The 16787-nt window shown below is 73.3% G+C and carries 20 protein-coding genes; 11 read left to right on the top strand and 9 right to left on the bottom strand.

All coding sequences use genetic code 11. From position 1 onward, the window contains the following. The 3 genes from ACPCK6_RS08280 to ACPCK6_RS08270 all read left to right on the top strand — a co-directional run. The coding region (locus ACPCK6_RS08280; RefSeq protein ID WP_423480778.1) for a DUF6104 family protein at positions 1 to 168 on the top strand (168 nt) is incomplete at its 5' end. A gap of 217 nt (positions 169 to 385) precedes the next feature. Beyond that, positions 386 to 2461, top strand: a complete 2076-nt coding sequence (gene pta / locus ACPCK6_RS08275) for a phosphate acetyltransferase (protein ID WP_423480773.1) — start codon at positions 386 to 388, stop codon at positions 2459 to 2461. Continuing rightward, positions 2458 to 3570, top strand: a complete 1113-nt coding sequence (locus ACPCK6_RS08270) for an acetate/propionate family kinase (RefSeq protein ID WP_423480772.1) — start codon at positions 2458 to 2460, stop codon at positions 3568 to 3570. Before pta ends, ACPCK6_RS08270 begins: the two co-directional genes overlap by 4 nt. A gap of 66 nt (positions 3571 to 3636) precedes the next feature. Here ACPCK6_RS08270 and ACPCK6_RS08265 read toward each other — a convergent pair whose 3' ends face one another. Further along, the gene (locus tag ACPCK6_RS08265) at positions 3637 to 3810 is read right to left on the bottom strand and encodes a hypothetical protein (protein WP_396881167.1); all 174 of its coding nucleotides are present in this window, start codon (positions 3808 to 3810) and stop codon (positions 3637 to 3639) included. Between the two features lie 181 nt (positions 3811 to 3991). Between ACPCK6_RS08265 and ACPCK6_RS08260 the strand changes: the two genes are divergently transcribed. The 3 genes from ACPCK6_RS08260 to ACPCK6_RS08250 all read left to right on the top strand — a co-directional run bounded on the left by ACPCK6_RS08260 (position 3992) and on the right by ACPCK6_RS08250 (position 6699). Further along, on the top strand, positions 3992 to 4990 hold the full coding sequence (locus ACPCK6_RS08260; protein ID WP_423480771.1) for an alpha/beta hydrolase family protein: 999 nt from the start codon (positions 3992 to 3994) through the stop codon (positions 4988 to 4990). A gap of 160 nt (positions 4991 to 5150) precedes the next feature. Next, positions 5151 to 5693 (top strand): nucleotidyltransferase domain-containing protein, encoded by a 543-nt coding sequence (locus ACPCK6_RS08255; RefSeq protein ID WP_423480770.1) that lies wholly within the window; start codon positions 5151 to 5153, stop codon positions 5691 to 5693. A gap of 40 nt (positions 5694 to 5733) precedes the next feature. Beyond that, positions 5734 to 6699, top strand: a complete 966-nt coding sequence (locus ACPCK6_RS08250) for an alpha/beta hydrolase family protein (RefSeq protein WP_396881164.1) — start codon at positions 5734 to 5736, stop codon at positions 6697 to 6699. Between the two features lie 80 nt (positions 6700 to 6779). On the opposite strand, the gene ACPCK6_RS08245 is transcribed toward ACPCK6_RS08250, so the two are convergent. From ACPCK6_RS08245 to ACPCK6_RS08235, 3 genes are all read right to left on the bottom strand, one after another. Continuing rightward, entirely contained in the window at positions 6780 to 7742 is a 963-nt protein-coding gene (locus tag ACPCK6_RS08245; RefSeq protein ID WP_423480769.1) for a zinc-binding dehydrogenase, read from the bottom strand. A 76-nt stretch (positions 7743 to 7818) separates the two neighbouring features. After that, positions 7819 to 8994: an NAD(P)-dependent malic enzyme gene (locus tag ACPCK6_RS08240; protein WP_423480768.1), complete on the bottom strand. Its 1176-nt coding sequence runs from the start codon at positions 8992 to 8994 to the stop codon at positions 7819 to 7821. A 157-nt stretch (positions 8995 to 9151) separates the two neighbouring features. Further along, positions 9152 to 9490 (bottom strand): S26 family signal peptidase, encoded by a 339-nt coding sequence (locus tag ACPCK6_RS08235; RefSeq protein ID WP_423480767.1) that lies wholly within the window; start codon positions 9488 to 9490, stop codon positions 9152 to 9154. A gap of 78 nt (positions 9491 to 9568) precedes the next feature. Between ACPCK6_RS08235 and sodN the strand changes: the two genes are divergently transcribed. The 3 genes from sodN to ACPCK6_RS08220 are packed head-to-tail and all read left to right on the top strand — an operon-like array spanning position 9569 to position 10934. Then, positions 9569 to 9973, top strand: a complete 405-nt coding sequence (gene sodN / locus ACPCK6_RS08230) for a superoxide dismutase, Ni (RefSeq protein WP_013288353.1) — start codon at positions 9569 to 9571, stop codon at positions 9971 to 9973. Then, the gene (locus tag ACPCK6_RS08225) at positions 9970 to 10494 is read left to right on the top strand and encodes a GNAT family N-acetyltransferase (protein ID WP_318335558.1); all 525 of its coding nucleotides are present in this window, start codon (positions 9970 to 9972) and stop codon (positions 10492 to 10494) included. The genes sodN and ACPCK6_RS08225 overlap by 4 nt, the downstream gene beginning before the upstream one ends. 32 nt (positions 10495 to 10526) lie before the next feature. Next, positions 10527 to 10934, top strand: coding sequence for an ATP-binding protein (locus tag ACPCK6_RS08220; RefSeq protein WP_013475278.1), 408 nt, complete (start codon positions 10527 to 10529; stop codon positions 10932 to 10934). A gap of 28 nt (positions 10935 to 10962) precedes the next feature. Here the strand turns inward: ACPCK6_RS08220 and ACPCK6_RS08215 are convergent, their stop codons facing one another. Beyond that, positions 10963 to 11364 (bottom strand): hypothetical protein, encoded by a 402-nt coding sequence (locus ACPCK6_RS08215; protein WP_318335559.1) that lies wholly within the window; start codon positions 11362 to 11364, stop codon positions 10963 to 10965. Positions 11365 to 11407: 43 nt separating this feature from the next. Here ACPCK6_RS08215 and ACPCK6_RS08210 point away from each other — a divergent pair, with 43 nt between their 5' ends. Together ACPCK6_RS08210 and ACPCK6_RS08205 are read left to right on the top strand one after the other, a co-directional pair. After that, positions 11408 to 12358, top strand: coding sequence for a diacylglycerol/lipid kinase family protein (locus tag ACPCK6_RS08210; RefSeq protein ID WP_135241886.1), 951 nt, complete (start codon positions 11408 to 11410; stop codon positions 12356 to 12358). Between the two features lie 448 nt (positions 12359 to 12806). Then, the gene (locus ACPCK6_RS08205) at positions 12807 to 13064 is read left to right on the top strand and encodes a WhiB family transcriptional regulator (RefSeq protein WP_013288358.1); all 258 of its coding nucleotides are present in this window, start codon (positions 12807 to 12809) and stop codon (positions 13062 to 13064) included. 63 nt (positions 13065 to 13127) lie between these two features. Here the strand turns inward: ACPCK6_RS08205 and ACPCK6_RS08200 are convergent, their stop codons facing one another. From ACPCK6_RS08200 to ACPCK6_RS08185, 4 genes are read right to left on the bottom strand one after another with little or no spacing between them, the layout of a single operon-like run. Beyond that, the gene (locus ACPCK6_RS08200) at positions 13128 to 13877 is read right to left on the bottom strand and encodes a sirohydrochlorin chelatase (protein ID WP_396881160.1); all 750 of its coding nucleotides are present in this window, start codon (positions 13875 to 13877) and stop codon (positions 13128 to 13130) included. Beyond that, positions 13859 to 14608: a phosphoadenylyl-sulfate reductase gene (locus tag ACPCK6_RS08195; protein ID WP_396881159.1), complete on the bottom strand. Its 750-nt coding sequence runs from the start codon at positions 14606 to 14608 to the stop codon at positions 13859 to 13861. Before ACPCK6_RS08195 ends, ACPCK6_RS08200 begins: the two co-directional genes overlap by 19 nt. Further along, complete coding sequence (locus ACPCK6_RS08190) at positions 14605 to 14763, bottom strand: hypothetical protein (protein ID WP_013288361.1); 159 nt, start codon at positions 14761 to 14763, stop codon at positions 14605 to 14607. The genes ACPCK6_RS08195 and ACPCK6_RS08190 overlap by 4 nt, the downstream gene beginning before the upstream one ends. Then, complete coding sequence (locus ACPCK6_RS08185) at positions 14760 to 16469, bottom strand: nitrite/sulfite reductase (RefSeq protein ID WP_396881158.1); 1710 nt, start codon at positions 16467 to 16469, stop codon at positions 14760 to 14762. Before ACPCK6_RS08185 ends, ACPCK6_RS08190 begins: the two co-directional genes overlap by 4 nt. Positions 16470 to 16787 lie beyond the last annotated feature (318 nt).

Genomic DNA, 16787 nt, shown 5'->3' with positions numbered 1-16787 from the left:
GACCGTGGCATCGAGGAGTTGGTCGAGCGCCGGGGTGACGAGCAGGTCAGCCTGGAGTGGCTGGGCGAGCGCCTGCGTGACTTCGTCGACCTGAACCCGGAGTTCGAGACCCCGATCGAGCGGTTCGCCACCTGGCTGGCCCGCCTCGACGACCCGGACGAGGACTGACCGGTCTCAGCCGGTCGCGCCCCGCCCGGCGACCCGCAGGTTGCCGGTACGCCGCAGCTTCTGCCAGCCAGCCGGCAGCCGGTCAGCGCGGTGCCGACCGCCTGGAGCGGTCGGGCCTTCCACGCGGCCACGTGCAGATGCGAAAAATCCCCACCTTCTCCGCCGGGCAGCCGGTGTGACCAGGCAGAACAGGTAACTCTGACCTCGATCTTGTAGGTTGGGTGCCGTGGCGCGCAGCGTATACCTGACCGGCGTTGGTTCGGGCGGGGGAAAATCAACTGTGGCACTCGGGCTGGCCGAGCTGTTGTCCCGACAGGTGGAACGAATAGGCGCGTTCCGGCCGCTCGTCGCCGGTGACGGAGTCGACCCGATCCTGGCCCTCCTCACCGAGCGCTACCGGATGGATCTACCTGTCGACGAGCTGTACGGCGCCACGTACGCCGAGGCGAGCGCGCTCGTCGCGGACGGCCGCCGGGAGGAGCTGATCTCCCGGATCGTCACCCGCTACCGCGAGGTCGAACGGCGCTGCCCGGCGATAGTGGTGGTCGGCAGCGACTTCGCCTACGGCGACGGCACCGGCCCGCGCGAGCTGGCCTTCAACGCCCGGCTGGCGACCGAGTTCAGCAGCGTCGTGGTGCCCGTCGTGGACGGGTTCGGACAGACGCCCGACACGATCGCCGCGGCGCTGCGTGGCGCGTACCATGATCTGGTCGACCTCGGCGCGACGGTGATCGCGGCGCTGGCCAACCGCGTGCCGGAGCCGATGACGCTGCCCGAGCTGCCGGTGCCCGCGTACGCGATCCCGGAGGTGCCGACCGTGTCGGCGCCGACGGTGGCCGAGGTGGCCGCGGCGCTGCGCGGCACGGTGCTCACCGGCGACGAGAGCGCGCTCGACCGGGACGTGCTCGACTACGTGGTCGGCGCGGCGCACGTGCCGACGCTGCTGGACCACCTCACCGACGGGGCGCTGGTGATCACCCCGGGCGACCGGGCGGACCTGCTGGTCGCCGCCGGCGCCGCGCACGTGGCCGGGCAGGTGTCGCTGGCCGGGCTGGTGCTCACGCTCGGCGAGCAGCCCGACCCGCGCGCCATGCGGCTGGTCGAGCGGATGAACACCGGGCTGGCGGTGCTGTCGGTGCCGAGCGACAGCTACGACACGGTCTCCGCGTCCAGCCGGATCGAGGGACGCCCGAGCACCGCCAACCCGCGCAAGGTCGAGGCCGCGCTCGGTGCGTTCGAACGCTGCGTGGACACCGACGACCTGGCCCGCCGGCTGCGGGTCAGCCGGTCCGCGCGGGTCACCCCGCTGATGTTCGAGAACGACCTGATCGACAGGGCCCGCGCCCGCCGCCGCCGGCTGGTGCTGCCCGAGGGCGCCGACGAGCGGATCCTGCGCGCGACCGAGGTGCTGCTGCGCCGGGGCGTCGCCGAGATCACCCTGCTCGGCCGCCCGGACGAGATCGCCCGCCGCACCCGGGAGCTGGGCGTGGACCTCGGCGACGCCCAGGTGGTCGACCCGGCGACCAGCCCGTGGCGGGACGAGTTCGCGCAGGCGTACGCGCAGTTGCGCGCCCACCGCGGCGTCACCGTGGAACTGGCGCACGACATCGTGGCGCAGCCCAACTACTTCGGCACGATGATGGTGCAGACCGGCCACGCCGACGGCATGGTCTCCGGCGCCACCCACACCACAGCCGCCACCATCCGGCCGGCCTTCGAGATCATCCGGACCGTCCCGGGCGTCTCGGTCGCCTCCAGCGTCTTCTTCATGCTGCTCGCCGACCGGGTGCTGGTGTACGGCGACTGCGCCGTCAACCCCGACCCGGACGCCGACCAGCTCGCCGACATCGCCATCTCGTCGGCCGACACGGCGGCCCGGTTCGGCATCGAGCCGCGGGTGGCGATGCTGTCGTACTCCACCGGCAGCTCCGGCTCGGGCGCCGACGTGGAGAAGGTCGCGGCGGCCACCAAGCTGGTCCGGGAACGCCGGCCGGACCTGCTGGTCGAGGGCCCGATCCAGTACGACGCGGCGATCGACCCGCAGGTCGCGGCCACCAAGCTGCCGGACAGCCCGGTCGCGGGGCGGGCCACGGTGTTCATCTTCCCGGACCTGAACACCGGCAACAACACGTACAAGGCGGTGCAACGGTCCGCCGGAGCGGTGGCGGTCGGGCCGGTCATGCAGGGCCTGCGGCGGCCGGTGAACGACCTGTCCCGCGGCGCGGGAGTGCCGGACATCGTCAACACGGTGGCGATCACCGCCATCCAGGCCGCCACGGAGGCGTCGGAATGAGCCGCATCCTGGTCCTCAACAGCGGATCCTCGTCAGTCAAGTACCGGCTGTACGACGGCGACGACGTCCTGGACAAGGGCACCGTCGAGCGGATCGGCGAACCCGGCGGCGGGCCGGCCGACCACGAGAGCGCGGTCCGGGAGATCATCGGCCGGCTCGACCTGACCGGGCTGTCCGGCGTCGGCCACCGGGTGGTGCACGGCGGGCGGAAGTTCAGCGCGCCGGTACGCATCGACGACGCGGTAGTCGCCGCGATCGAGGACCTGGTGCCGCTGGCGCCGCTGCACAACCCGGCCAACCTCGCCGGCATCCGGGTGGCCCGGGAGGCGCTGCCGGACGTCCCGCAGGTGGCCGTCTTCGACACCGCGTTCCACCACACGCTGCCCGAGGCCGCCGCCACGTACGCGATCGACAAGGCCACCGCCGAGCGGTACGGCGTCCGCCGGTACGGCTTCCACGGCACCTCGCACGCGTACGTCTCGCGTCGCGTCGCCGACCTGCTCGACCGCCCGTACGACCAGCTCAACACGATCACGCTGCACCTGGGCAACGGCGCGAGCGCGTGTGCCGTCCAGGGTGGGCGCAGCGTGGCCACCTCGATGGGCATGTCCCCGCTGGAGGGCCTGGTGATGGGCACCCGCAGCGGCGACCTCGACCCGACGGTCATCTTCCACCTGCGCCGCGAGGGCGGCATGGTCGTGGACGACATCGACGACCTGCTCAACCACCGCAGCGGCCTGCTCGGGCTGACCGGCGTCAACGACATGCGCGAGGTGCTGGCCCGCCGCGACGCCGGTGACCCGGACGCGGCGCTGGCGTTCGACGTCTACTGCCGGCGGATCACCGGCTACGTCGGCGCGTACTACGCGCTGCTCGGCCGGGTCGACGCGATCGCGTTCACCGCCGGGGTCGGCGAGCACGCCGCGCCGGTGCGGGCGGCGTCGCTGGCCGGGCTGGAGCGGCTCGGCGTCGCCGTCGACCGGGCACGCAACGACGGCCACGGCGACCGGCTCGTCTCCCCCGACGGCGCGGAGGTGGCGGTGCTGGTGGTCGGCACCGACGAGGAGCGGGAGATCGCCCGCGAGACCCGTGAGGTGCTCGGCGTCTGACGGCCCGGTCCTCCGCCCGGCCCTCCGTGCGGCCGGGCGCGGTCGGGCCTGCGCCGGGCCGCCCGGTCAGCCCAGGGCGATCCAGGCGATCAGGGCGACCACCACGACGGCGGCGACTGCCACACCGGCGATCAGCGGCAGGCGGGACGGCGCCGCCGCCGACGCGGCCGGCTCGGGAGAATCGACGAATGCGCGGAACTGCGCGGTGTTGCCACTCGGGTCGGTGTAGTTCTCAGCCATGCGGCTGACCCTAGCGAAGCCCACCGGACCGGTCCGCCCCGCCGGGCCGCCACCTGCGGATCCGGGCGGCGGGATCGGGCAAACCCGGCCACCCGGTGGAGGCGGGAGCCGCCCGGGTGGCGGCGTCGACCGGCCCGGACGGCGGGCGCGGACCGACCGCTCGGCTGCCTACCGTGCAGGTGTGAGGGGGCAGCGGCTGGTCGCCGCGCTGATGACGGCGCTGCTGGCCGGTTGCGGCCCGGCCGTGGCCACGTCCGGCCCGGTCCCGGCAGGCGTCGGATCGGCGCCGGAACGCTCGTACGCGGTGGGGATGCGGCAGTTCACGCTCGACCCGGACGGCAGGCGCCCACTGCCGGTCACCGTCTGGTACCCGGCGGCCCCGTCGTCGCCCGGCCCGCCCACGTCTGCTTCCGCCACCCCCTCCGGCTCTCCCCGGGCCGTACCGGCGAGCCCTGCTCCGGCGCGCGGACCGCGCGTCCGGCCGGGCGCGCCGTTCGCCGCCGGACGGTTCCCGGTGGTCCTCCACAGCCACGGGCTACGCAGCCTGCCCGCGTTGCACGCGGCGCTGACCAGCCGCTGGGCCGCCGCCGGATTCGTGGTCGTCGCGCCCACCTATCCGCGGACGAACCAGCGCGCCCGCCCGTTCACCCGCGAGGACGTCCGGAACCAGCCCGCCGACGCCTGGCGGCTGATCCGTCACCTGGTCCGGCTGGGCGCCCGCCCCGGGGATCCGCTCGGGGCGCACCTGGCGGTGGACCGGTTCGCCGCCGCCGGGCACTCGGCCGGCGGGCACACCACGCTCGGCATGTTCACCTCCGGGCAGTCGTCCCCGCTCCGGGCCGGAATCGTGATCGCCGGTGGCCGCATGGTCGCCGGCCCTTCCCGGCCGCTCGCGCCGATGCTGTTCGTGCACGGGAGCGCCGACCGGATCGTGCCGGAGTCGATCGGCCGGGCCGCGTACGCCCGCTGCCTCGGACCGGCCGCCTTCCTGAGCCTCACCGGACAGGGCCACGGCGAGTACCTGACGCCGGGACGACCCGGCTTCCCCCAGGTGCTCGACACCACCACCGACTTCCTGCGGTGGACGCTCTACGCCGACCGCGCCGCCCTGCACCGCCTCCCCACCGACGCGACCGCCCCGAACACCACCACCTTCACCACCCGCGCCCTCCCCACCTGACGCGTCCTACCTCCCCCTCCCCCTTTGTCCCGTCGATCATGAAGTTGACGGCGTCCGCTGTCCGGTTCGTCGCCGCCAACCTCATGATCGACGGGGTCTGGGCGGGCGGCGCGGGCCCGGCGGGCGGCGAGGTCTGGGCGCGGTGGGTAGCGTGCGCGGGATGGACGGGGTGGACGGGGTGGCGGGCCGGCAACTGGGGGCGATCCGGGAAGTGGTCGACGTCGCCGGCGCCTGCGGGATCGACGTGTGGCTGCGTGGCGGCTGGGCGATGGACTTCCACCTCGGCGAGGTGACCCGCCCGCACGTCGACGTCGACTGGTACTGCTGGCGGCGCGACGCCGCGACGCTGGCCGACCGGCTCGGCGCGCTCGGCTGGCGCCCCGACCCCCGGATGCCCGCCGCGACGCAGCTCGACCTGCTGCGCGACGACGTCGAGCTGAGCTTCGCGTACCTCGACCGGGACGCGGACGGCCGGGTGGTCGTCGGCGCCGGACCGTGGGCGGGCACCGCCCTGCCGGAGGGCATGCTGGCCGGGCCGCCCGGCCGGATCGGCACGCTCGCGGCACCCGTGATCAGCGTCGCCGCGCAGATCGAGTTCAAGGAGATGTTCCCGGTCTGGATGCCGGAACGCCCGCGCCGGCCCAAGGACGCCGCCGACCTGGCCCGTCTCCGGGCGTCAGCGGGTGGTCACCCGGCGCGCTGACCGGGCCTGGCCGCCGCGATCGCGAGGCACAATCGAGTTCATGCGCCGTCGTCCCGTCGCCCTGCTCACCGCCGCCGTGCTCGGCGCCGCCCTCGCCGGCTGCTCGCAGCAGCCCACCGCCCCGGCCGGGCGGCCCGCCCCCGACACCCCACCGACGAGTGCCACACCGGCGCCGCGCGTACCCGCCGGCAAGGCACCCACGGAGAGCTTCGCTGTCGGCGTACGCCAGGTGAAGCTGAACCGCGACGGCGACCGGCCGTTGCCGGTGACGCTCTGGTACCCGGCGGCGGGCGCGGCCGGCGGCGCGGTCGAGCGGTCCGCCCCGGCGGCGGACGGGCGGTTCCCGGTGGTGCTGTTCAGCCACGGGCTCAGTGCCCGACCGGAGGACTACCAGGCGCTGCTGACCCGCTGGGCGGCGGCCGGGTTCGTGGTCGCCGCGCCGCGTTTCCCGCACACCTCCCGGGGCACCGACGGCAACCCGCTGGACGTGCTCAACCAGCCGGCCGACGTGTCGTACGTGCTGACCCGGGTGCTCGCGCTCGGTGAGAAGGCGGGCGATCCGCTGCGCGGCCGGCTGGATCCGGAGCGGGTGGCCGCGACCGGGCACAGCGCCGGCGGCGTCACCACGATCGGGCTGTTCACCGCGGGCCGGGACGAGCGGCTGGACGCGGGCATCGTCTTCGCCGGCACCGCGCTCGGCGTGGGCACCGCGTTCGCCGGCGCCGCCGCGCCGCAGTTGTTCGTGCACGGCGAGGCCGACGAGGTGGTGTCGTACGCGGCGGGCAAGGCCGTGTACGACGCGGTGCCGTGGCCGAAGGCGATGCTCAGCCTGCCCAAGGGCGACCACGGCCGGGCGCTGCTCGGCGACGGCAAGGCGCTGGGCGTGGTCGCCGACACCACAGTCGAGTTCCTCCGCTGGACGCTCTACGGCGATCCGGCGGCGAAGAAGCGACTCCCCGCCGACGCGGCCCGCGGCGGCCTGGCCACCCTCGACGACCACCTGTAAGGAAGGGCCCCTTCTTAACGTCTCCGGTAGAGAAGGGGCCCCTTCTTAACAGGCCATCCGCGCCGCCCGCGCCGCCCGCGTCAGGCGGTGTGGTCGACGACCACCTTGCCGAAGACATCGCCGGAGTGCAGCCGGTCGAACGCCTCGGAGATCCGGCTGAACGGCACCACCCGGTCGATGACCGGCCGGACCTCGTGCTCGGCGCAGAACGCGAGCAGCTCGGTCAGCTCGTCCGGGGTGCCCATCGACGTGCCGAGGATCTCCAGCTGCATGGCGAAGACCCGGCGCAGGTTGATCTTCGGCTCGTGCCCGGAGGTGGCGCCGGAGACCACGATCCGGGCCGTCGGGGCGGCCGACTTCAGCGAGTGGTCGAAGGTGGCCGCGCCGACCGTCTCGATCACCACGTCGACCCGTTCCGGCAGCCGCGCGCCGGGTTCCAACGCGGTCGCGCCCAGCTCGGCGATCCGCTCCCGCTTGCCGCCGTCGCGGCTGGTCGCGTACACCCGCTTGCCGAGCGCGACGCCGAGTGCGACGGCCGCGGTGGCCACGCCACCGCCGGCGCCCTGGACCAGCACCGACTCGCCGTCGGCGACCCGGCCCTTGGTGGTCAGCATCCGCCACGCGGTGAGCCAGGCCGTGGGCAGGCACGCCGCGTCGGTCGCCGACAGGCCGTCGGGCAGCGGCAGCAGATTCATCCGGGGTACGGCGACACGCTCGGCGAACGTGCCCTGGTAGTGCTCGGAGAGGATGGAGACCCCGCGCGGGTCCCCGGGGGTGGGCACGACCGGGTAGATGACCACCTCGTTGCCGTCCGGGTCGGTGCCGACCGCGTCGCAGCCGAGGATCATCGGGAGCTGGCCGGCGGTCAGGCCCACGCCGCGCAGCGACCAGAGGTCGTGGTGGTTGAGCGAGCTGGCCCGGACCTGCACGGTGACCCAGTCGTCCTGCGGGTGGGTCGGCTCGGGACGGTCGCCGACGGCGAGCGCGGCGAGCGGGTTGTCGGCGTCGAAGGCCGAGGCATAGGCAGCACGCATGATCGGCACGGTAACAAGCTGAGCAGCAGTTAAGAAGGGGCCCTTCCTCTACCGGAGGCGTTAGGAAGGGCCCCTTCCTTACATCTCAGCGGCGGGCGACGCCGTCGCGGCGGGCGGCTTCGGCGACCGCCTCGGCCACCGCCGGCGCGACGCGCGGGTCCAGCGGCGACGGCACGATCGCGTCGGCGGTGAGCGACTCGGCGACCACGCCGGCGATGGCGTCGGCGGCGGCCACCTTCATCGAGTCGGTGATCCGGGTGGCCCCGGCGTCCAGCGCGCCCCGGAACACACCGGGGAACGCGAGCACGTTGTTGATCTGGTTCGGGTAGTCGCTGCGCCCGGTGGCGACCACCGCCACGTGCCGGGCGGCCACCTCGGGGTGCACCTCCGGGGTGGGGTTGGCGAGCGCGAACACGATGCCGCCGGGGGCCATGCCGGCCACCGCCGCCTCCGGGATCTGGCCGCCGGAGACGCCCACGAGCACGTCCGCGTCGCGCAGCGCCTCGGTGATGTCGCCCTGCCGGCCCTCGGCGTTTGTCATCTCGGCCAGCTCGGCCTTGGTGCCGGTCAGCTCGCGGTGCCGGCCGATGATGCCGCGCGAGTCGCACACCACCACGCGGTCCGGGTCGACGCCACCGGCGATCAGCATCTTGGTGACCGCCACCCCGGCCGCGCCCGCGCCGCTGACCGCCACCCGCAGGTCGCCGAGCTTGCGGTTGAGCAGCGCCGCGGCGTTGCGCAGCGCGGCGAGCACCACGATCGCGGTGCCGTGCTGGTCGTCGTGGAAGACCGGGATGTCCAGCGCCTCGTCGAGCCGGCGCTCCACCTCGAAGCAGCGCGGGGCGCTGATGTCCTCCAGGTTGATCCCGCCGAACGAGGGCGCGAGCGCCTTGACCGTCGCAACGATCTCGTCCACGTCCTGGGTGTCCAGGCAGACCGGCACCGCGTCCACGCCCGCGAACTGCTTGAACAGGACCGCCTTGCCCTCCATCACCGGGAGCGCGGCGCGCGGGCCGATGTTGCCCAGACCGAGTACGGCGGAACCGTCGGTGACCACGGCGACGGTGTGCGACACCCAGGTGTAGGTGTCGGCGAGCGCGGGGTCGGCGGCGATCGCCTCACACACCCGGGCGACCCCCGGGGTGTACGCGAGGGAGAGATCCTCGCGGCTGGTCAGCGGCACGGTGGAGGCGACTGCCATCTTGCCGCCGACGTGCAGGCGGAAGACGGGATCGGCGGGGTCCGGGGTGGACGAAGACATGGTGACTCCAGGATCTGTCGAGCAGACGGACCGGCCGGCGTGGTCAGCGGTGGTCAGCGACCGGCGGCGCGGCGGTGCGGGGGTCACCCGGGCACTTTTCGAGCATAGTCACGCACCGGCGCCCAGTATGTGAGCGGGGTCATATCCGATGCGGCTCCTACCGGCGCTTGACCCGTCCTGGACGCGGCCACCAGCGGGCCACCACCCGGCCGCGGACGTCGGCCACGCCGTACGCCCGGGAGTCGTCGGCGACGAACTCGTTGTCGCCGCGCAACCACCATCCGCCGTCGCGCGGTTCCACGGCGCGCTTGACGACGAGCAGGTCGGGACGGCTGCGGAACACCGCGACGACGACGTCGCCGGGGCGCACCGGCCGGCCTTTCGTGCGGACCAGCACCGCGTCGCCGTGACGCAGCGTCGGGGCCATGGACGGGCCGGTCACCAGCACCGGCACCAGCGAGCCGCGCAGGGCCGGAGGTTCACCGGTGGGCGCCATGTCACCTCCCAGCCCCAGAGGGCGTCTCCAGGAGTAATGTCGTCTTGGATCATCGCAAACAACCCATGGAGGACCCTGATGCGCCTTCCCCGCATCCTCACGCCCCGGGTGACGGCCAGCGCTCACTGCGACCTGCCCTGCGGCGTATACGACCCGGCCCAGGCCCGGATCGAGGCCGAGTCGGTCAAAATGATCTGCGAGAAGTACCAGGCCAACACCGACCCGGAGTTCCGCACCCGCGCCATCCTGATCAAGGAGCAGCGGGCCGAGCTGGTCAAGCACCACCTGTGGGTGCTCTGGACCGACTACTTCAAGGCGCCGCACTTCGAGAAGTACCCGCACCTGCACCAGCTGTTCAACGAGGCCACCAAGCTGGCCGGTGCGGCCGGCGCCAAGGGCGGCACCGACCCGGCGAAGGCCGACGAGCTGCTGGCGAAGATCGACGAGATCTCGAAGATCTTCTGGGAGACCAAGCAGGCGTGACGTCGCCCGACGGCACTCCGACGATCCGGCCGGTACGTCCCGAGGACGTACCGGCCGTCGTCGCCATGGTGCACGAACTCGCCGAGTACGAGCGCGCGCCCGAGCAGTGCCACCTCACCACGGCACAGCTCGACGCGGCCCTGTTCGGCCCGTCCCCGGCGCTGTACGGCCACGTCGCCGTCGACGCGTCGGACCAGCCGGTCGGCTTCGCGCTCTGGTTCCTCAACTTCTCCACCTGGGCCGGCGTGCACGGCATCTACCTGGAGGACCTCTACGTCCGCCCGGACGCCCGGGGCACCGGCGCCGGCCGGATGCTGCTCGCCACGCTGGCCGCGATCTGCGTCGAGCGCGGCTACCAGCGCCTGGAGTGGTGGATGATCCACTGGAACCCGGCGGCCCGCTTCTACGCCGCGATCGGCGCCACGCCGATGGACGAGTGGACGCCGTACCGCCTGGCCGGGCCGGCGTTGCGCGAGCTCGCCACGCACGCGGCGGCCGCGCCCACGCGTCCCGCCCGCTGACCGGGTAGAGTCCCGCACCGGGGGGAGGAGCCGTGACTCAACTGACCGGGCACCCGACGACCGATGACGACGTCGTCCACCTCACCGTGCCCGCCGACGGTGGTTACCTCGGCGTGCTCCGCACCGCCACGGCCGGCCTCGCGGCCCGGCTCCAGTTCGCCCTCGACGAGATCGAGGATCTGCGCATCGCCGTCGACGAGGCGTGCGCCATGCTGCTCGCCATCGCCACCCGCGACGCCGAGCTGGAGTGCCGGTTCGCGGTCACCGACGACGCCCTCACCGTCGAGGTGACGGTGCCGACGGTCCGGGGCGCCACGCTGCCGTCCGAGTCGTCGTTCGCCTGGAAGGTGCTGACCGCGCTGACCACCGGGGCGAACGCCCACGCGTCCGGCGGCCGGGCCACCATCTCGCTGCTGACCCGCCGCGCCGGCGTCTACTGACCGACGCGCGGCCACGGCCCGGCGGCGCTCAGCCGGCCGGCTCGCCGAAGCCCAGCGCGCGGTTCGTCGGCCCGCTCACCAGCAGCCCGACCATGCCGATCCCGAGCACGATCAGCGGCACCCCGAGCCAGCCCATGCCGCCCTCGATCATGAACCACCCGACCGGCAGCAGCATGAGCTGAAGCACGATGGCCGGCGCGCGGGCACCGGCCCGGCGGCGGGACAGCGCGCCGCCGAGCGCCCAGAGCGCCACCGCGCCGCCGACCGCGAAGACGGTCACCAGCAGTGCCGAGGTCAGATCCGTCGTGTCGGCGGTGAGGTCGGACCAGATGAGCCACACCGCGATCAGCCCCAGCGCCACCGCCTGGGCACGTAGCAGGAGCACCGCGGCGCGCAGCGTGCCGGGGAGCGGGTCGGAGTCGATCGTCACGGGCGCCACGATACCGGTGGGTAGTCGCGGTACAGTGCCGCCCATGCGGGCCGTCCTGGTGGTCAATCCGAAGGCCACCACCACCAGCGAGCGCAGCCGGGACGTGCTGGTCCGGGCGTTGCGCAGTGAAGTCGACCTGTCGGTGCGGTACACCCGCCGGCGGGGCCACGCCATGGACCTGGCCCGGGAGGCCGCCCAGGAGGGCGTCGACCTGGTGGTCACGCTCGGCGGCGACGGCACCGTCAACGAGGTGGTGAACGGCCTGATGGCGGCGGAGCCGCCGACGTTCCGTACCGGACAGACCTCGGCCGAGCGGCTGCCCGCGCTGGCCACTGTGCCGGGTGGTTCCACGAACGTCTTCGCCCGCGCGCTCGGGCTGCCCCGGGAGTGGCCGGACGGCACCAGCATGATCCTGGAGGGGCTGCGGCTGGGCCGGTCCCGCACGATCGGGCTGGGCCGGGCCGACGACCGCTACTTCACGTTCTGCGCCGGCTTCGGGCTGGACGCGGCGGTCATCCGCCGGGTGGAACAGGCCCGCAAGAAGGGGCGCGTCTCCACCCCGGCGCTCTACTTCCGCTCCACCGCGGGTCAGTACTTCGTCGGCTCGGACCGCCGTCACCCGTCGATCACGCTGGAGCGCCCGGGTGAGGCGCCCGCGACGGAGCTGGCCACCGCGATCATCCAGAACACCGCGCCGTGGACGTACCTGGGCGACCGGGAGATCAACCCGAACCCGGAGGCGTCGTTCGATCTGGGGCTCGACGTGCTCGCGTTGCGGCGGCTGCGGGTCGCCAGCACTGCGCGTACGGCGGTGCAGTTCTTCTCCAAACGACCGGATCCGCACGGCAAACAGGTGCTGCGGCTGCACGACGTGGCGGAGTTCACGCTGGTCTCGGAGCGCCCGCTGCCGTTCCAGCTGGACGGGGACTACCTCGGCGAGCGGGAGAAAGTCCGATTCACATCCGTACCGGCCGCACTGAGAGTAATCTGCTAGGTCTCGGGTATCCCAGTCGGTTGACGCGGACCCCCCGCCGCGCGGGCGCGGTGGGCCGCCACGCCGAGGAAGGGTGCCGGAAATGTCAGCAACGTCACGCAGACCGTACTACATTGATTATCGACTGTGGCACGCCGGGTAACCAGGGCTCTGGCAAACCCGGACAAATGGGTGGTGAGCCCGCTCACTGTTCGGAGTTTTTCCGAGCGTCACCCTTGACATCGCTGTAGTTCGTGAAAGTATTCACAAGCGAACTCGTGTTGCCGGGACATTGCCTGGATATGCTCGTTCGGTTGAGCTGTTCCAGCAGGTCCGGGCACCCCACAGCCTGCTCACGCTGCGCCGAAATGATGGATGCTGACCGTCACCATTCGGCAATGCGGACGCATATAGAAATAGCAACGAAGCGTTATCTGGCCACCCACTAAGAATGAGGAGTGTTGCCGCCATGGACTGGCGCCACGATTCGGTCTGCCGCGACGAGGACCCGGAGCTGTTCTTCCCGATCGGGACGTCCGGCCCGGCCCTCCTTCAGGTGGAGCAGGCGAAGGCCGTCTGCCGGCGCTGCCCCGTGACCGACCAGTGCCTGCAGTGGGCGCTGGAGTCCGGTCAGGACGCCGGCGTCTGGGGCGGGATGAGCGAAGAGGAGCGTCGCGCGGTGAAGCGCCGCGGCGGCCTCCGAGTGCTGCGCGCTCACTCCGCCTGACCCGTACACGCTGACCGCCCCGGCCGGGATTCCGGCCGGGGCGTTCTGCTGTCCCGGACCGGGTCAGCCCGCCACCGCCGCCACCCGCCGCCGCACCAGGTCGGCCAGTTCCGGCAGGTCGGTCAGGGGATCCGCCACGGCGACCGCGCCCGCCGACCGGGCCGACGCGCGTACCCCGTCGTGGAACCGGCCCGGGGCCAGGAAGTAGGCGGCCACCGCGACCCGGCGGGCACCAGCCGCGCGCAGTCGCGTCACCGCGCCGCCGACCTCCGGGGGCGCCGCCGAGGCGTACGAGACGCGGCAGGGCACTCCGAGCCCGGCGCCGAACGCCGCGGCGACCCGGCCCACCGAGGCCCGCGCCGCCGGATCCCGGGTACCGGCCGCCGCCAGCACCACCGCGTCCAGCCCGTCCGGCCCGTCACCGGTCGCCTCCACCAGACGGCGGCGCAGCCCGTCCAGCAGCCCGCCGTCCACCCCGCCGCCGGTCGGCCCCAGCACGTCCGTCACCCGTACCTCGATGTCCGCGCCGGCCGCCGCGACCGCCGCCGGGATGTCCACCTTCCGGTGGTACGCGGCGGTCAGCAGCAGCGGCACCAGGACCGCCCGCGAGTGACCGGCGTCGGCCAGCCCGCGCAGCACCTCGGCCGGCCCGGGATCGGTGTGGTCGAGCCAGCTCGGCAGCACCGGACGACCGGGGCAGGTGTCCGCCACGGCCCGGGCCAGCGCCCGGGTCGCCTCCGCCGCACGCGGGTCACGGCTGCCGTGGGCCACCAGCACCACCGGTGGCCCGGCGCTCAGGTGTGCAGGCCGCACTCGGTCTTCTCGAACATCGCCCAGCGCCCGGCCCGCGGGTCTTCCCCCGCCTTCGTCCGCCGCGTGCACGGCCAGCAGCCGATCGAGCCGTAGCCGCGGGCGAACAGCTCGTTCACCGGGATGTCGTACCGGGCCACGTAGGCGTCCACCTCCCGCTGCGTCCACGCCGCGATCGGGTTCACCTTGACCTTGCCGCGCCGCGCGTCGAAGCCCACCACCGGCGTGTTCGCCCGGGTCGGCGACTCGTCCCGGCGCAGCCCGGTGGCCCAGGCGTCGTACCCGGACAGCGCCCGCTCCAGCGGCTCCACCTTGCGCAGCTGGCAGCAGTCGTCCGGGGACCTGTTGAACAGGCGCGGACCGTACTGGCCGTCCTGCTGCCCCACAGTCATCCGTGGCCGGATCGACCGCACCCGCACCGGCATCCGCCGGGCCACCTCGTCGCGGACGCGCAGCGTCTCCGGGAAGTGCAGCCCGGTGTCCAGGAACACCACGTCGACGCCGGGCGCGACCCGGGAGACCAGGTGCGCCACCACGCCGTCGGCCATCGAGCTGGTCACGCAGAAGCGCTCGCCGAACGTCTCCACCGCCCACCGGGCGATCTCGATCGCGGGCGCGTCGGCCAGCTCCCGGCCGGCCTGCTCGGCCAGCTCCCGCAGCTCCTCCGGGTCGCGGCGCGTCGGCTCGGCCGCGCCGATCAGGCCGAGGCCGGCGGCCGAGACGAGGCCGCTCACCGGGTCACCGCCCGGCTCAGCAGGCCGGTGAACTTCACCGCGAAGACCCGCGCGCAGGCGTGGCACTCCCAGGCGCCGTGCCCGGCCTCGTGCGGTCGCAGGTCCTCCTCCCCGCAGTACGGGCAGTAGAGAGGCGCAGATCGGGCATCGCTCATCGGAGCTCCTCCTCGTCGGCTCTGATCACCCAGTTGGCGAACGTCTCACCCTCGGTCCGGCCGGCCAGGTAGCGGCGGGCGAGCCGTTCCACGTACTCCGGAAGCTCCTCGGCGGTGGTCTTCAGACCGCGCAGCTTGCGGCCGAAGCCGGCGGTCTGCCCCTGCGCCATGCCGAGGCCGCCGCCGAGGTGCACCTGGAAGCCCTCGACCTGCCGGCCGTCCGGGCCGACCACGAGCTGGCCCTTGAGCCCGATGTCGGCGACCTGGGTGCGGGCGCAGGCGTTCGGGCAGCCGTTGAGGTGGATGGAGATGTCCGCGTCGAAGTCGCGCAGCCGCTCCTCCAGGCGCGCGACCAGCTCCTCGCCGCGCCGCTTGGTCTCGACGATGGCGAGCTTGCAGAACTCGATGCCGGTGCAGGCCATCGTGCCGCGCCGCCAGGCCGACGGCCGGGCCTCCAGGCCGATCCCGCGCAGCGCCGTGACCAGCGAGTCGGTCCGCTCCGGCGCCACGTCCAGCACGAGCAGCTTCTGGTACGGGGTGAGCCGCACCCGGTCGCTGCCGTGCGCCTCGACCACGTCGGCGAGCTGCGCCAGCTGGGTGCCGGACACCCGGCCCACCACCGGGGCCGCGCCCACGTAGTTCGCGCCGTCACTCTGCCGGTGCACGCCGATGTGGTCGACCGGCTTCGCCGGCAGGTTCGCGGCCGGACCGTCGAGCAGCGTGCGGCCCAGGTACTCCTTCTCCAGCACCTCCCGGAAGCGCTCCACGCCCCAGTCGGCGACCAGGAACTTCAGCCGGGCCCGGTTGCGCAGGCGGCGGTAGCCGTAGTCGCGGAAGATGCCGACCACACCGGCCCACACGTCCGGTACCTCGTTCAGCGGCACCCAGACGCCGAGCCGCTTGGCGAGCATCGGGTTGGTGGAGAGCCCGCCGCCGACCCACACGTCGAACCCGGGCCCGTGCTCCGGGTGCTCCACGCCGAGGAACGCGATGTCGTTCGCCTCGTACGGCGTGTCGACCAGCCAGGAGATCGAGGTCTTGAACTTGCGGGGCAGGTTGGAGTACGCCTTGTCGCCGACGTACCGGCGGACGATCTCATCGATCGCCGGCGTCGGGTCGAGCACCTCGTCGCGGGCCACCCCGGCGACCGGGCTGCCGAGGACGATCCGGGGGCAGTCGCCGCACGCCTCCGTGGTCTGCAGGCCGACCGCCTCCAGCCGGCGCCAGATCTCCGGCATGTCCTCGACCCGGATCCAGTGGTACTGGATGTTCTGCCGGTCGGTGATGTCGGCGGTGTCCCGGGCGAACTCGCGGGAGATGTCCGCGATCACGCGGAGCTGGGCCAGGTTGAGCTGGCCGCCGTCCACCCGGACCCGGAGCATGAAGAACTCGTCCTCCAGCTCGTGCGGCTCCAGGACCGCGGTACGCCCGCCGTCGATGCCGGCCTTGCGCTGGGTGTAGAGGCCCCACCAGCGGAACCGGCCGCGCAGGTCCTGCGGGTCGATCGAGGCGAAACCGCGGTGGGCGTAGATGTTCTCGATCCGGTCCCGCACGTTCAGCGGGTCGTCGTCCTTCTTGATCCGCTCGTTGGGGTTGAGCGGCTCACGGTGTCCGAGCGCCCACTGCCCCTCGCCGCGTGGCCGGCGGGGCGCACGGGCGGCAGGCGCCGGGGTGTCGGGACGGGTCGGGGTGCTGCTGACCGCCATCGCGGCGTCCTCCATGGTCTGCTGCGGTGCCTGGAGCGCGGACGCGACGGCCGGCCCTGGAGAGGGCCGTGGACGGCGATGTCGATGACGGCCGGCGCGAGTACGCGCCCGAGACGGAAAGGTCGGGCGTCGTCAGTGGGCCGGACAGATCGCGCTGCGCACGCGGCCGTAATCGACGTGGCGACGAGCCACGAAGCGGCGGACGACAGCGGTGGTCATGTGCCTCATGCTGCCACACCACGCCCCGCACGACCACAGCTCCACACTGTGATCCCACATCACGGGCCCACCCCCACATCGACCCCTGCCCCTGCCCCT

This window comes from Micromonospora sp. AB353, from assembly GCF_049538395.1.
GTDB classification, from domain to species: Bacteria; Actinomycetota; Actinomycetes; order Mycobacteriales; family Micromonosporaceae; genus Micromonospora; species Micromonospora aurantiaca.
The sequence above is the reverse complement of the archived record's forward strand: the minus strand, read 5'-3'. Positions and strand labels throughout refer to the sequence as shown.

Bases quoted from the DNA above. Each gene is read 5' to 3' on its own strand.
- ACPCK6_RS08265 (WP_396881167.1), bottom strand. From the start codon at position 3,810: ATGGCTGAGAACTACACCGACCCGAGTGGCAACACCGCGCAGTTCCGC.
- ACPCK6_RS08185 (WP_396881158.1), bottom strand. From the start codon at position 16,469: ATGGCGGTCAGCAGCACCCCGACCCGTCCCGACACCCCGGCGCCTGCC.
- ACPCK6_RS08205 (WP_013288358.1), top strand. From the start codon at position 12,807: ATGGACTGGCGCCACGATTCGGTCTGCCGCGACGAGGACCCGGAGCTG.
- sodN (WP_013288353.1), top strand. From the start codon at position 9,569: ATGCGCCTTCCCCGCATCCTCACGCCCCGGGTGACGGCCAGCGCTCAC.
- ACPCK6_RS08250 (WP_396881164.1), top strand. From the start codon at position 5,734: ATGCGCCGTCGTCCCGTCGCCCTGCTCACCGCCGCCGTGCTCGGCGCC.
- ACPCK6_RS08235 (WP_423480767.1), bottom strand. From the start codon at position 9,490: ATGGCGCCCACCGGTGAACCTCCGGCCCTGCGCGGCTCGCTGGTGCCG.
- ACPCK6_RS08190 (WP_013288361.1), bottom strand. From the start codon at position 14,763: ATGAGCGATGCCCGATCTGCGCCTCTCTACTGCCCGTACTGCGGGGAG.
- ACPCK6_RS08270 (WP_423480772.1), top strand. From the start codon at position 2,458: ATGAGCCGCATCCTGGTCCTCAACAGCGGATCCTCGTCAGTCAAGTAC.
- ACPCK6_RS08255 (WP_423480770.1), top strand. From the start codon at position 5,151: ATGGACGGGGTGGACGGGGTGGCGGGCCGGCAACTGGGGGCGATCCGG.
- ACPCK6_RS08210 (WP_135241886.1), top strand. From the start codon at position 11,408: ATGCGGGCCGTCCTGGTGGTCAATCCGAAGGCCACCACCACCAGCGAG.
- ACPCK6_RS08240 (WP_423480768.1), bottom strand. From the start codon at position 8,994: ATGTCTTCGTCCACCCCGGACCCCGCCGATCCCGTCTTCCGCCTGCAC.